Here is a 13,677-nt window from a genome sequence, read left to right as displayed (position 1 = left end):
GACGTATGAACAAGATGCTTATCTCTTGCATACAGTGAATTGTATATTTAGGCAACTGTACCTTATGGGAGAGGAGGCCAGGCTATGGTCTCGTCATATCGTATTAATCAGATCGTTGGGCGGATGGGTAGTTATTGCCCTTGGTATATCTCATGGCTTGGACCTATGGAGAAGGACAAAGAGATCGAATTGAAACAACTTCCACTTATGACGGCGTCTGTTCTGGAACAGCATTACTATGCCTCAGACAACCCGCTTGTTAGATTAAATGGTCTTTATGAATATCGCACCTCTGGCACGAGCTCGGGGAGACGTAAGAGCATTTATTATTCTAAAGCAGATGAAGAGTCGTACATGAGAATCAAGCTGGATGTATTCCGTACTATTTTAGGATCATCGGGCTATCGAAAGGCACTAGCTGATATGGGAACGGGGCATGCAGAGGCGACAGCTTTAGAAGTGTTCAGGCAGCTGGGGTTTGAGGTCGATTCTATTCCTTTTACGCTTCCTATTGAGGGGCATTTAGCACGGTTACAGCATTTTAAGCCAGAGGTACTCTACACGATGCCTTCTATTTTAGAGCGTATTCTGTTGCGCTCTGAACGTCCAGAATTGTATGGGATCAAGCATGTCATTCTCGTTGGTGAAATGGCCCCTCGGGGTTGGATACGTCAAGTTGCTGATCGCTTAGGGATTACAGAAGATCAGATTACGGATACGTATGGGTCAATTGAAATTGGGACGCTGGCATATTATTCACCGGAATATGGGCGTTACTTGTTTGCCGATGGACTCATTGCTGAGGGTATAGGGACAGAGTTGCTCGAAGACGGGCTTGATCCTTTACCTGATGATGAGCAAGTGCTTGTTCTAACCTCATCTGTAAGAGAGGCTTTTCCTGCCATTCGTTACGTAACCTATGATGTAGTGCGTGATCTACGTCCGATCCTAGTAGATGACATGGAGAGAATGAGCTTTCAAAGTATTGTGAAGCGGATCGGACCTGATTTGAAGCATGGTGAGAAAATAAGTGTGTACGATATTGAAAATGTTGTTAATCAACATTTGGGACAGATGAGTAGTGTACGAGTTCATGTAGAAGGAAATAGGCTGAAGGTGATTGTTTATAATCCTGAAGGTCATGATTCTATAAATCCGGATACCATCCATTCCGGCTCCGAAGAGGTTCTCGAAGCGTTAAAGCAAGCGTTGGAAGAACGCATACCTGCCATTGGGTCCATGATTCATTCAGGAATACTGGGCCATATTCAAGTGGTGAGGGGCAGTTTTGATGATGATGAGCAGCGCAGTAGAATTAAACACAAAAAAATTTATTATGACAAAGTTGAGGGGTCTTAGATGAAGCTTGAAGGAGGAATTGTTGACGCCGTTGGACGCACACCGCTCATTCGATTGTCTAGATTGTTTCAAGGGGAGTCTTTTGATGTTTACGGAAAGTTAGAAGGGATGAATCCGGGAGGTAGCGCGAAGGATCGACCTGCACTTTACTTATTGAAAGAAGCGATAAGCAGAGGGGAAATTACAGAGAAGAGTGTAGTAGTAGAATCTAGCTCAGGCAACTTAGCCATTAGTCTGGCGCAATTATGTCGCTATTTGGGATTACGCTTTATATGTGTTGTAGATCCCCGGACGACAGAGCAGCACAAGAGCATCATTCGCAGCTTCGGAGGAGAGATTGATCTTGTAAGCGAACCCGACGAACAGACAGGAGAATTTCTTCCGGCTCGTATACGCCGTGTTCAAGAGCTAGTTGAACAAATTCCACATGCTTATTGGACGAATCAGTATGGAAATACAGACAACAGTCTAGCTCATAACGAGATGACGATGAAGGAGATTTGCGATGTTCTTCACACTGTGGATTATTTGTTTTGTGGTGTGAGTTCTTGTGGTACGATTCGCGGATGTTCGGATTATATCAAGTCAAATCAGCTACCAACAAAGGTTATCGCAGTGGACGCCTCAGGAAGCGTTATATTTGGAGGGGTGAAGGGGCCACGTCAATTCCCGGGTCTGGGCGCAGGCATTGTTCCTGGGCTTTTTGAGCAGGGGATTGCAGATAAAGTGCAGTATGTAACGGATCGGGATTGCATAGAGGGCTGTCGACAATTAATCGATAGGGAATCGATTATGGCGGGGGCATCCTCAGGTGGAGTGATCTCAGCAATCTTTAACATGAAAGCTAATATTCCAAAAGGAGCTGTATGCGTCGCTATTTTGCCTGATCGGGGGGAGCGATATTTGGATACGGTGTTTAATGACGATTGGGTAGAGCGTAAGCTGGGTTTCTCGCCTCGAAAGATGCAGGGGGAATAGTGTATGTTGTACTTGAATGATACACATATTCAGACGCTTGGTATCAACTGGCATGAGTTAACAGATATCATACGGGATGTCATGCGAACGCAGGATGAGGGGGAGTGTGTACACCCTTTAAAACCTTATTTGAGATTCAAAAATCCAGAGAATCGGATAATTGCGATGCCTGCTTATGTCGGAGGGGCACATGATCTGGCCGGGATGAAATGGATTGCAAGCTTTCCGAATAATCATCTCCACGGACTGCCGAGAGCGCATAACACGCTCATTTTGAATGATGCAACGACAGGTGAGCCGCTAGCATTTCTTAATAGTGGGCTATTGAGTGGACTTCGCACAGCGGCTGTAAGTGGAGTCATGCTCGATGCCTATATTGAGGCTAGACAGATTGAAAGAATCAAGCTAGGTATTATCGGATGGGGACCTATTGGTCGGCTCCATCTTGATATGTGTGCCGCTCTCCTTGGAGAAAGGCTGGAGAGTGTTACTTTATACGACCTCCGAGGGATTGAGCTGTCGACGGTCAAAGCGGAACTAAGGAATATTACAGTCATCGCAGATCGTTGGCAAACAGCATATCGGGAATCCGATGTGATAGCTACTTGCACGGTTTCGAATAAACGCTATATTGACGAAGCACCAAAAAATGGAGCATTGCTGCTTGGCGTATCCCTTCGGGATTATATTGCCGATTGTATGGTGGACGTTCAATCTATCGTGGTAGATGATTGGAAGGAAGTATGTCGTGAGAATACGGATGTGGAACAGCTTCATCTCAAATATGGGCTGCAGTCTACGGATGTTATCACGCTTGCTGATGTGGTATGTCGTGATGGGCTTTTGAACAGTGAAGTACAGGGGACTGTATTTTTCAATCCCATGGGTTTGGCGATCTTTGACATAGGCGTTGCAGGTTATTATTGGCGTAAGGCACAAAGGCTTGGTATTGGCGTCAATCTGAATTGATATAGGAAATAGCGGGTAGACAATGTGGAGAGCATATTGTATAATGGGGCCAATTCATTCCAAGAAATGTGAGGTAACCGAATCCGATGAAGTAAGACACCTTTTTCTTTCGACAACTGCGAGATGTTATGCAGGCGTTTTCTCTACGGCGGTAGAGAGGAAGATTTGGTGTGTCTGAAAAAGATGATACGGTGACTTCGTATGAATCAATTGAGACTTGTTCGGGGATTTTTGCTTCTTTGATGCATCTAAGAAGCGGCTGTGTGTGGAATGAGCAGCCTTTGAAATATTCTCTAGAGCCTCATAATTATTTTCAGGTATACAATTCCTATCATCCGCCGCAGACAGCCGTCTGCGGTTTTTTTGTGAGTTTTCACTTGGAAAGGATGAGGAATATGACGACTATATTAAAAGCATCAGATATAAGCATTGAAATGCAGGGAGTTCAGTTGTTCTCGAATGTTCAATTAGAAATTGCTGAGGGGGAGCGTGTAGCTCTCTTTGGTAGAAATGGTTCGGGTAAATCAACACTTTTGTCTATTTTGACGGGTGATCGCAATCCTAACACGGGGCATGTAGAGGTTAGAATTTCTCGCGATCGCTTCGGGTGGCTTAGGCAGCAGGACGAGTCGGAGGATAGTCTATCAGCCCTTCAAACGGTTCGGCGGGAGAGTAATGAACAGTTGTGGCGAATGAAGCATCAAATGGCTGAGCTGGAACAGTCTATGCAGCTTCCAAGTCATGATGAAGGGGCAGAGCTGCTTGAGAAGTATGGGAATTTATTGGACCAATATGAGACAAGAAATGGTTTTCAGTGGGAAACTGAAGTGGAGAAGGCGATGAGTATGCTTGGGATCGGTCCCCAGCTATGGCATATACCTTTCAAGGAATTAAGTGGAGGGCAAAAGACGCGTACTCATTTAGCTTCCCTGCTTGTATCAGAGCCTCAGCTCCTTATCCTAGATGAGCCAACGAACCATCTGGATAGCGAGAGTTTAATATGGCTTGAGCAGTGGCTGTTGGCTTACAAGGGGACGGTATTATTTGTCTCCCATGATCGTGAATTCATGGATAAGGTGGCTACAGCCACGTGTGAATTAACGTCCGAGGGATTGAAGCGATATAAGGGAGGATACTCTGCATATCGGCAAGAGAAAGAACGAGAATTACGAGAGCAGGAAGCGCTGAACCGGAAGCAGGAATTAGCCCGAAAGGCGCTTGAAGAGTCCATCCGCAGATATCAGGAATGGTTTCATCAGGCACATAATTCAGCGAGTCATCAGAATGAAGTGAAAATTACAGCAAGTTTCTACAAGGCTAAAGCCAAAAAGAACATTTCTCGTTATCATGCCAAGCAAAAGGAACTCGAACGTCTTGATGCAGAGGCGGTGGATAAGCCGCGAAATGGTCCAAAACTGAACATGAAGCTGAGTGGGGAAGCCTTAGGCGCCCGTATGTTAATGCGTGTGGAAGATATGGGTTTTGGTTATGGTGATCAAATTTTATTCACTAAGCTTCAGTTTCAATTATCTCGTGGGGATCGATTGGCAATTCGAGGGCCGAACGGAAGTGGGAAGACAACACTGCTTAAGCTACTAATGGGTGAGATTGAACCGAATCAAGGCAAGATCGTAAGACATCCTGCCTTGAAAATTGGTTATTTCTCGCAGGAACTGAGCGGATTAAATACGGATAGCACACTAATCGATAGTTTGTTGGTTCTGCCGGATATGACTCAGAGCCGCGCAAGAACGCTTCTTGGTTGTTTTCTGTTCAGCCGAGATGATGTGTTTAAGAAGATTGGTGATTTAAGCATGGGGGAGAAGTGCAGAGCTGCTTTTCTTAAACTGTATTTCAGTGGAGCTCATCTCTTAGTTCTTGATGAACCGACGAATTACCTTGATGTAGATACGAGAGAGGTGATTGAGCAGGTCCTTGGAGATTATCCGGGCGCCATAGCGCTCGTTTCCCATGACCGTTATCTGGTGCGGAAGCTTGCGAATCGTCTCCTTACATTAACTAAGGGGGAGCAAGCTGTATGGTTTGAAGGCAGTGTCGAAGAGGAAGAGGAGCAGAATTCCCGAGTTCATGTGATCAGAGGAGATAGCCAAAAAGAAAATCGACGGATGGAGCTGGAGTTCAGAATTCAGGAGCTTCTTGAAAGGACACCGGATAGCAGTGCTCAAGAAGCCCAGCAATTATCGGAAATTAGGGCGCTTCGACAGGAGCTGGAACAGTTGCGCGGTTAACGATACTTCGCCCCATGCTCAGACTGAATCTGAGCATGGGGTCTAATGTTCATTGAGCCTGAACCAATAGTTGAGGAGTTGATCCAAATGGTTGCAGATGAAGTTGTGCATCATATCGCAAACGCACTGAATGGCTTACCAGGTATTGTAGGGATTGTTCTGGGTGGATCAAGGGCCCGAGGAAATCACGGACCAAATTCTGATATCGATATTGGCATATATTACGACATGTCCTTAGGGTTTAATATTGAAGATATTAATCGTATCGCTTCCAAGCTGGATGATGAACAAAGAGAAGGCTTAGTTACATCGATCGGTGGATGGGGGCCTTGGGTGAATGCGGGAGGATGGTTAGTTGTACAGGGCTATCATGTGGACTTGATTCTTCGTGACATCAATCGAGTGTCGCAGGTGGTAGGCGATTGTATAACAGGCGAGGTTTCGACACATTATCATACTGGCCATCCGCACGGTTTTCTGAATGTAATGTATATGGGTGAAATATCGATATGTAAAGTTTTATCCGACCCGAAGAGGCAGATAGCACAACTGAAATCCAAGACAACTCCCTATCCGGAAGCTTTGAAGAATGCGTTAATTGGATATTTCGGGTTTGAAGCCGCATTCTCTTTACAACATGCAATTAGCAATGTTTACAAAGATGATAGTTCGTATGTTGCAGGTTGTTGTTTCCGGACAATATCTTGTTTGAATCAAGTGTTATTTGCTAAGAATGAGCAATATTGTGTGAATGAGAAAAAAGCGGTGGCACTGGTAAATGATTTTCTTATTGCACCGAAGGATTACAAGTCTAGAATTGATCAGGTTATAACTCTTCTCTCAGTACACGAAGAAAGCACGCGTCAGGGTGTAGATATTCTTCGACAGCTTGTTCAAGAAACCGAGACGCTTATTGATCAATAATATGGCGCTTTATCAGGCGGTGAATTAGGCATATGAACTTGTCATACAAGACATAATTGAATATAATATAGGCATATAAGTTGAACAATGTAAATGCGTTGATGGAGAAGAGTAGGCAGTGCCTCTTTACAGGGAGGAGACGTCAATGATTGAGAGCGTCTCTACAGAAACAGGCTGTTGAAGTTCGCTCCGGAGCAGTTCCTTGAACACAGCTCTTGCTGTCCAAGTAGGGGATATCGGCTTCCGACACGTTATGTCGGTTAAAGTGAGCATATTGCTTGATGACAATCGTTATTCTTGTCATTTAAAGCAGGCTAACAAGGGTGGTACCACGGTCTTTTCGTCCCTTTCGGGAGAAAAGGCCTTTTTTTGTTGAGTTGAACTTGTATGTCTAATTGAGATTGTTGAAGGGGGCATGAAAGGCCATGAAAGAAAAATTGGAAGCACTAAAGCAGGAGGCACTGGCCCAACTGCAGGAGGTTACAGATCCGCAAGCACTGAATGATCTGCGTGTTAAGTATTTGGGGAAGAAAGGTGCTCTGACCGAAATTCTGAGAGGGATGGGATCGCTGAGTGCTGAAGAACGTCCTGTCATTGGACAGATCGGTAATGAAGTACGCGGAGCTATTGAATCCGTGATCACAAGTAAACAAGAGGACTTTCAGCGGAAGGAGACGGAAGAGCGTCTTCGTGCAGAGAAGGTTGACGTTACACTACCGGGACGCAAAATGACTCAAGGTTCTATTCACCCACTGAGTAGAGTGATTCAGGATATCGAGGATATCTTTATCGGTATGGGTTACCGTGTAGCTGAAGGACCAGAGGTAGAAACGGATTATTTTAACTTCGAAGCGCTCAACCTGCCGAAAAATCATCCGGCTCGTGATATGCAGGACTCCTTCTATTTAACGGATGATTTGCTCATGCGTACACAGACTTCGCCAGTTCAGGCGCGGACTATGCTTGATATGAAGGGGGAAACACCCGTTAAGATTATCTGTCCGGGACGGGTATTCCGCCGTGATGACGATGATGCAACTCACTCCTTTCAGTTCCACCAGATTGAAGGACTTGTGATCGGTAGCAACATTCGCATGAGCGATTTAAAGGGAACTTTGCTGCAATTTGTGCGTGAGATGTTCGGTGATAACACCCAAATCAGACTACGTCCGAGTTTCTTCCCATTCACAGAGCCGAGTGCTGAAGTTGATGTATCTTGTGTAAGATGCGGTGGCAGCGGCTGTCGTGTATGTAAACAAACAGGATGGCTCGAAATTTTGGGTTGCGGAATGGTTCACCCGAAAGTGCTCGAGATGGGCGGATATGATCCTGAGAAGTACAGCGGATTTGCATTTGGTATGGGCGTAGAGCGGATTGCGATGCTGAAATATGGTGTGGACGACATCCGTCATTTCTACAATAACGATATGTCATTCTTGAAGCAGTTTGCACGGATATAACTTTAAACAAAAGAAGGAAGTGAACGGTCATGAGAGTATCAACGGAATGGTTGTCTACGTATATTTCCCTGGAAGGTGTATCAGCTGAAGAGCTGGCAACCCGCATCACCTCGGCAGGTATCGAAATTGATGTCATTGAGAATCGCAATCAAGGCATCAATAAAGTGGTTGTCGGTTATGTGAAGAGTAAGGAGAAGCACCCTGATGCGGATAAACTAAACATTTGTATCGTGGATGCAGGTCAAGAAGAAGATCTACAGATCGTATGCGGCGCAAAGAATGTAGATGCAGGTCAGAAGGTACCTGTAGCCATGATCGGAGCAAAACTCCCGAGCGGGTTTGACATCAAGAAGGCGAAGTTGCGTGGTGTTCTTTCCCAGGGCATGATCTGCTCTGCAAAAGAATTGGGCATGAACGATAAGCTGTTGCCAAAAGATTTGCAGGAGGGAATATTGGTACTGCCTGCAGATACAGAAGTTGGAGAACCAATCACCAAGGTGCTTGGACTTGACGATAAAGTGCTTGAGCTAGACTTGACACCCAACCGTTCTGACTGTCTGAGTATGATTGGGGCAGCGTATGAAGTAAGTGCTATTTTGGGACGGGAGATTTCCCTTCCTAAACCAGATAAAGAATTAGTAGAAGTTAGTGATGCAGCGGGAAATCATGTGTCGGTTTCGATCGATGCCATTGAGCAATGCCCTCATTACACCGCCCGTTATATTACAGGTGTAAAAGTAGGAGCGTCTCCGCTCTGGATGCAGAATCGTTTAATGGCCGCAGGTGTTCGCCCAATCAACAATATTGTAGATATCACCAACTACGTTATGCTTGAATACGGACAGCCGCTGCATGCATTTGATGCAGATCAACTGGCTGACGGAGCGATACACATTCGGATGGCTAAAGAAGGCGAGACGATGACTACGCTTGATGGTCAAGAGAGACGCCTAGAGCCGCATATGCTTGTCATTACAGCAGGAGATAAGCCTGTTGCACTGGCTGGTGTCATGGGTGGTCTGGATTCCGAAGTGACAGATGGAACCGTTAATATCTTCCTTGAATCGGCTAAATTCGATGGTGGAACGGTTCGGAAAACATCACGTCAGTTGGGTCTTCGTTCTGAAGCAAGCTCTCGCTTTGAGAAGGAAGTGGATGCGGCAATGGTCATCCCTGCACTGAATCGTGCGGCTGCTCTAATGGCGAAATATGCTGGAGGTAAGGTTCATCAAGGAATCGTGGAGGCTGGTGAAGAAACTGCGAAGCCGAAAGTAATTGAACTTTCACTTGAGAAACTGAACCGTTATCTTGGCACAGACTTGTCTCTGCTGGAAGTGAAAACAATCTTTGCTCGTCTTCATTTCGCTTGTGGAGATTTAGATACGGGCATGATTGAAGTACAGGTCCCAACACGTCGTGGTGATATCCAATTTGATGTAGATCTTATTGAGGAAATTGCTCGTTTGTACGGTTATGATAATATTCCGACAACAGCTATTGAAGGTCCTACAACGCCGGGAGCATTGACAAAGTCACAGGCTCTTCGCCGTGGTATCCGTCATCTTATGACACATGCAGGATGGCAGGAAGTGCTTGGATATTCATTCATTCATCCACAACAAGCAGAAGAATTCACGTCTCTTGGTGATGGAGGAAAAGCCGTGAAGCTGGCAATGCCTATGAGTGAGGATCGTGGTGTTCTTCGTACAAGTCTGATCCCTCAGCTACTTGATATTGCCGCTTACAATGCTAACCGCAAACATTCAGATCTTGCCCTGTTCGAGATCGGTAACCTATTCCACACGCATGAAGATACACTGACTAAGCAGCCATTAGAAAGACCAGTACTTGGTTTGTTATTGACGGGTCGCCTTGGAAACAAGCAGTGGAATGTACAGCCTGAGAAGGTTGATTTCTTCGATCTGAAGGGTGCGCTTGAAGCGGTGTTTGATGTACTTGGTATGGATAGCGAGAAAATCACTTATGAGGCTGATCAACCTGACGGTTTCCACCCTGGACGTTCCGCATCCGTATATGTACAAGATGGTGAGAAAAAAATAAAGCTGGGTACACTTGGTCAGCTTCATCCGCAGATTCAGCAGGATAAGGATCTTGAGGATACGTATGTAGCTGAAATTTTACTTGATCCTCTTTATCTTCTTGCAAACAATCGTGTACAGTATCGCGATCTTCCGCGTTTCCCTGCAATGGAGCGTGATTTAGCAATCGTGGTTAATGAGACGGTTGAAGCTGGATCTCTGATTCGGGTTATTCGTGAGAATGCAGGAGAACTTCTGCAAAATGTACAGGTGTTTGATGTCTTTACTGGAAGCAAGCTAGGTGAGGGTAAAAAGAGTGTAGCTATTTCATTAACGTATCGTCATCAGGATCGGACGCTTACGGATGAAGAAGTTGCAGCTGCCAATGAAAAAGCTGTTCAAGCACTTGAGCAAAGTTTTGGGGCAGAATTGAGAAAATAGAAGGAATTGGGGAAAGCCGCATCGAATACACATTCGATGCGGTTTTTTAGGTGTTCAGAATAACGTTATGGTCAGGGGAGCAGACTTCCTGATCGATCATATACAGGAAAATTACGGTCGAGCGTTCATGAAGTTCGTCTAGAGGGCCTTTCTCATATATAATGTAGAAAGAAGCACGATCGTAAAGACATCATAGAATCAACACACAATTGAAGGAGGGCACAACTGTGACTACACCAGATCGTACACGTGTTACCGTAGAAATCTACGGAACTTCCTATAAACTAGTAGGCAGCAGCGGCGAATATATGAAACAGGTAGCCAATTATGTCGATGATCGTATGCGAACGATTTCAAAGGCTCATAACCGCTTAGATACACCGCGGATAGCTGTACTTGCAGCTGTACATATGGCTGAAGAAGCTGTTCAAATGCAGCAGTTCCAGAACGAAGTTAAGCTATTAACCGCCGAACGAAGTGAACTTCGCTCTGAGTTGGCGCGTATTCAAGCACTTCAAACAGAACAGCAAGAAACTTATCAAGAGAAGAAACAAGAGCTTGAAACGAAGTTGAAAGAGCAGACAACTCTTGCTACTGAGCTTGGCGAAATCAAAACGAATTTGACCGCTGAAGTGGAGCGCAGCAAGGAGCTCTTGCATAAAGAATTGGAGCAAGTAGCTAAGATTCAGAAAGAGAAGCTAGAGTTAGAGCAGCGTCTTGCTAAGCAGACAGCTGATTTTGAGCAGCGTCATAAGCAGGAAATCGAGGATTTGAAACGTCAGCATGAAGGGCAAATTCAGCAGCTGCAGAAGAATCACAAGCAAAAGACAGAACAGCTGGAGCAGAATTATAAGCAAAAGACAGACCAACTGGAGCAGAATCATAAACGGGCTTCCCAGCAGTCGGAGCAGAAGCAGAGTCAGGTGGTTCAGCAGTTGGAGCAGAATTACAAGCAGTCCGCTGCACAGCAGGAGCAGCAGCACAAAACGACGGTCCAAGCTCTGGAGAAAAAGATTGCAGATTTGCAGAGTACGGGGAACAGTCTACAGACTCGCCTGACTGGAACGGAGAAAGAGCTTGCCGCGTTAAAGGGAGAGACATCCAAATTAAAAGATACGCTTCAGCAGACAAGACAGCAGCTTGATAACACGACTAAGGAACTGAGGACGTCTAAAGCGAATGTCTTGCAGCTTACAGAAGAGCGCGAGCGGCTTACACAGGAAGCGGTGAAGTCAGAAGAAGAGCGCCGTCGCTTGCAGAAGCTCGTTGTAGATGCGAATCAGACTTCCCGCAAGTTGCATGATGATATTCAGCGTCTTAATGATGAAGTGAAGTCATGGAGTACACTTGCTGAACAACGCAAAGATGAAATTGGAGATCTTGAAATGCGTATGGTAGAGGCACTTGAGATTTCAGAGACACTAGAAGAAGGTATGAAGGATCTTCAAGAAGAACTGAATGTGCTCAAGGATGAAGCCAAAGAGAATAAAGGTAGACAGCAATCGTTGGAGGCAGAGAGACGTGAGCTTCAACTCAAAGTTGAAGAGCTTGAGAAAGTTAGCAGAGAAGCTGTAGCTCGGGATGAAGAGACTCGTAAGCTATACGTGATGCTTGAAGAAGAGTATGATACAGTTTCGAATCAGCTCGCGGAGCTGCGCAAGGCATCAGCTCAGCGTGATAGCCGGGAACAGGAACAAGGCGAGCTGTTAAAGTTAGCAGAAGAAGAGATGGAAGAATGGCGAGGTAAATATGAAACTCTCGTTGCAGAACGGGAGAAGTGGGAGCAGCTGGAAGGCAATTTGAAAGATGAGATGGACTCTTGGCGCCAGGAAATCGCTGCATCTCGTCAGACTTGTGAGCAGCTTGAAGATGAGAAGAACAGTGCATCAGAGCAACTGTCTCAGCTCGGTGAGCAGTATGAAATGGTTATGCATCAGTATCGATTGCTTCAAGCAGAACGAGAAATCCAGCTTGAGAAGTCGGATAAGCTGCAGGAGGAGCATAAGAAGCTTCAAGAAGAGTATGCTAAGCTACAGGTTGAATATAATGAATGGATTGAATTAATAGAACAAGATCACCGTTAATCGTGAGGAAATCCTTTTTTTTGTAACACAGAAAACCTCCAGGTTCACAAGTGACTTTTCCCTTGTATTCCTGGAGGTTATTGTTATGTCTTTAAGACCACATGATTGATGCTAGATCCTTATTCTTCAATGATCAATTTGGAGATCATTTTGGTATGACCTGTACCACACATAACAGAGCATGAAATATCGAATTCGCCTGTTTTGTCTGGTGTTACAACTGCTGTGTTGTTCTTGCTATCGAGTTGTAAATTGAGTGCTGGGATTAATACCCCGTGGTTACCTTGTTCGTTTTTGTAAGTGATTTTGACAGGTACGCCTTTTTTCAGTGTGTATGTCTCTTGATCAAAATGATAGTTGGAGCCAGTAATCGTTAGTTCCGCTTCAGGTGCAACCCCAGTATCGGTTACGCCAGTCCCATTAGAAGGCGCCGCGTCTTTATCTCCACCGCAGGCCGCCAAAACAAAGAGCAACATACAGGATGCGATTAATGCAAGTGTTTTTCTCATAACATTCTCTCCCAACTATTAATATTTTGTGTCATATCTTATATATGATAACTCAAATAAATGGTTTGTGAGTAGGAATGAATATGTATAATTGGTGAATATTGATGCATGAATAAGCCCCTGTTCATGCGACAGGGGCCTTTCTTGGTGTAAATGAAGAAAGTACTACTTGGCTCGGGTTTTATCAAAAGGAGCTGCGAGAGGGATGAACAGGTCAATGATACCAATAACGAGTGCGGCGAGTAGGGATCCAAGAACCGTTACTCTAACATCGGTAACAATGAACTGAGCTAGATAAATCACAAGTGCACTGACCAGAAATCCCACGATTCCGCGTCCGAAAGGTGTCACTCGCGTTCCAAAGACGCTTTCAATGATCCAACCCAAACCGGCAATAACCAAAGCGAGTAGTAGTGCGCTTCCGAATCCGCCAACACTGAACTGAGGCACGATCCACCCGACCAGCATAAGAACGAGCGCGGAAACAATAAATCGAACAACGTGCCCGAGAAACTGCATTGGTTGCACCTCCTTATAAACTGCAATTGACCGCAAATTTAGTGTGTTCAGTTGTACATGGAGTTATGTCTGGAAGGATTTATCGCTAAAGAGCTTGAAAAATGGCGAAAATTGAAGGTGTCGGCTATAATAAAGGCATTGATTGA

General features: G+C 45.1%; 10 protein-coding genes and 1 other annotated feature. Of the genes, 8 read left to right on the top strand and 2 right to left on the bottom strand.

Annotation, left to right across the window (positions count from 1 at the left end; translation table 11 throughout):
• Nucleotides 1–84 precede the first annotated feature (84 nt).
• The 8 genes from ACK8P5_RS19945 to zapA all read left to right on the top strand — a co-directional run bounded on the left by ACK8P5_RS19945 (nt 85) and on the right by zapA (nt 12,503).
• Entirely contained in the window at nt 85–1,359 is a 1,275-nt protein-coding gene (locus ACK8P5_RS19945) for a CoF synthetase (protein ID WP_422657996.1), read from the top strand.
• Nucleotides 1,360–2,337, top strand: coding sequence for a 2,3-diaminopropionate biosynthesis protein SbnA (gene sbnA / locus ACK8P5_RS19940; protein WP_422657995.1), 978 nt, complete (start codon nt 1,360–1,362; stop codon nt 2,335–2,337). It abuts the gene before it with no gap.
• 3 nt (nt 2,338–2,340) lie between these two features.
• Nucleotides 2,341–3,306, top strand: a complete 966-nt coding sequence (locus ACK8P5_RS19935) for a 2,3-diaminopropionate biosynthesis protein SbnB (protein WP_422657994.1) — start codon at nt 2,341–2,343, stop codon at nt 3,304–3,306.
• Nucleotides 3,307–3,701: 395 nt separating this feature from the next.
• Nucleotides 3,702–5,555 (top strand): ribosomal protection-like ABC-F family protein, encoded by a 1,854-nt coding sequence (gene abc-f, locus ACK8P5_RS19930; RefSeq protein ID WP_422657993.1) that lies wholly within the window; start codon nt 3,702–3,704, stop codon nt 5,553–5,555.
• Nucleotides 5,556–5,642: 87 nt separating this feature from the next.
• Nucleotides 5,643–6,479 carry a nucleotidyltransferase domain-containing protein gene (locus tag ACK8P5_RS19925; protein WP_422657992.1) on the top strand — a complete coding sequence of 279 codons (837 nt, stop codon included), beginning with the start codon at nt 5,643–5,645 and terminating at the stop codon, nt 6,477–6,479.
• 89 nt (nt 6,480–6,568) lie between these two features.
• Nucleotides 6,569–6,830 (top strand) — a binding site (T-box leader).
• A 74-nt stretch (nt 6,831–6,904) separates the two neighbouring features.
• Nucleotides 6,905–7,939, top strand: coding sequence for a phenylalanine--tRNA ligase subunit alpha (pheS, locus tag ACK8P5_RS19920; RefSeq protein ID WP_422657991.1), 1,035 nt, complete (start codon nt 6,905–6,907; stop codon nt 7,937–7,939).
• 29 nt (nt 7,940–7,968) lie between these two features.
• A complete protein-coding gene (pheT, locus tag ACK8P5_RS19915; RefSeq protein ID WP_422657990.1) occupies nt 7,969–10,419 on the top strand; it encodes a phenylalanine--tRNA ligase subunit beta in 2,451 nt (816 codons plus the stop codon).
• A gap of 227 nt (nt 10,420–10,646) precedes the next feature.
• The gene (gene zapA / locus ACK8P5_RS19910; RefSeq protein ID WP_422657989.1) at nt 10,647–12,503 is read left to right on the top strand and encodes a cell division protein ZapA; all 1,857 of its coding nucleotides are present in this window, start codon (nt 10,647–10,649) and stop codon (nt 12,501–12,503) included.
• A gap of 119 nt (nt 12,504–12,622) precedes the next feature.
• On the opposite strand, the gene ACK8P5_RS19905 is transcribed toward zapA, so the two are convergent.
• Nucleotides 12,623–13,012, bottom strand: coding sequence for a cytochrome C oxidase subunit II (locus ACK8P5_RS19905; protein WP_422657988.1), 390 nt, complete (start codon nt 13,010–13,012; stop codon nt 12,623–12,625).
• A gap of 165 nt (nt 13,013–13,177) precedes the next feature.
• Nucleotides 13,178–13,531 carry a phage holin family protein gene (locus tag ACK8P5_RS19900; RefSeq protein ID WP_422657987.1) on the bottom strand — a complete coding sequence of 118 codons (354 nt, stop codon included), beginning with the start codon at nt 13,529–13,531 and terminating at the stop codon, nt 13,178–13,180.
• Between the last annotated feature and the right edge of the window lie 146 nt (nt 13,532–13,677).

The organism is Paenibacillus sp. EC2-1 (assembly GCF_049311625.1).
GTDB lineage: Bacteria > Bacillota > Bacilli > Paenibacillales > Paenibacillaceae > Paenibacillus_AQ.
Note: the sequence above shows the minus strand (reverse complement) of the source record. Positions and strands in the feature narration are given on the sequence as shown.

Coding starts and splice junctions, on each gene's coding strand:
- ACK8P5_RS19945 (WP_422657996.1), top strand. CDS start 85: ATGGTCTCGTCATATCGTATTAATCAGATCGTTGGGCGGATGGGTAGT.
- sbnA (WP_422657995.1), top strand. CDS start 1,360: ATGAAGCTTGAAGGAGGAATTGTTGACGCCGTTGGACGCACACCGCTC.
- ACK8P5_RS19935 (WP_422657994.1), top strand. CDS start 2,341: ATGTTGTACTTGAATGATACACATATTCAGACGCTTGGTATCAACTGG.
- abc-f (WP_422657993.1), top strand. CDS start 3,702: ATGACGACTATATTAAAAGCATCAGATATAAGCATTGAAATGCAGGGA.
- ACK8P5_RS19925 (WP_422657992.1), top strand. CDS start 5,643: ATGGTTGCAGATGAAGTTGTGCATCATATCGCAAACGCACTGAATGGC.
- pheS (WP_422657991.1), top strand. CDS start 6,905: ATGAAAGAAAAATTGGAAGCACTAAAGCAGGAGGCACTGGCCCAACTG.
- pheT (WP_422657990.1), top strand. CDS start 7,969: ATGAGAGTATCAACGGAATGGTTGTCTACGTATATTTCCCTGGAAGGT.
- ACK8P5_RS19905 (WP_422657988.1), bottom strand. CDS start 13,012: ATGAGAAAAACACTTGCATTAATCGCATCCTGTATGTTGCTCTTTGTT.
- ACK8P5_RS19900 (WP_422657987.1), bottom strand. CDS start 13,531: ATGCAGTTTCTCGGGCACGTTGTTCGATTTATTGTTTCCGCGCTCGTT.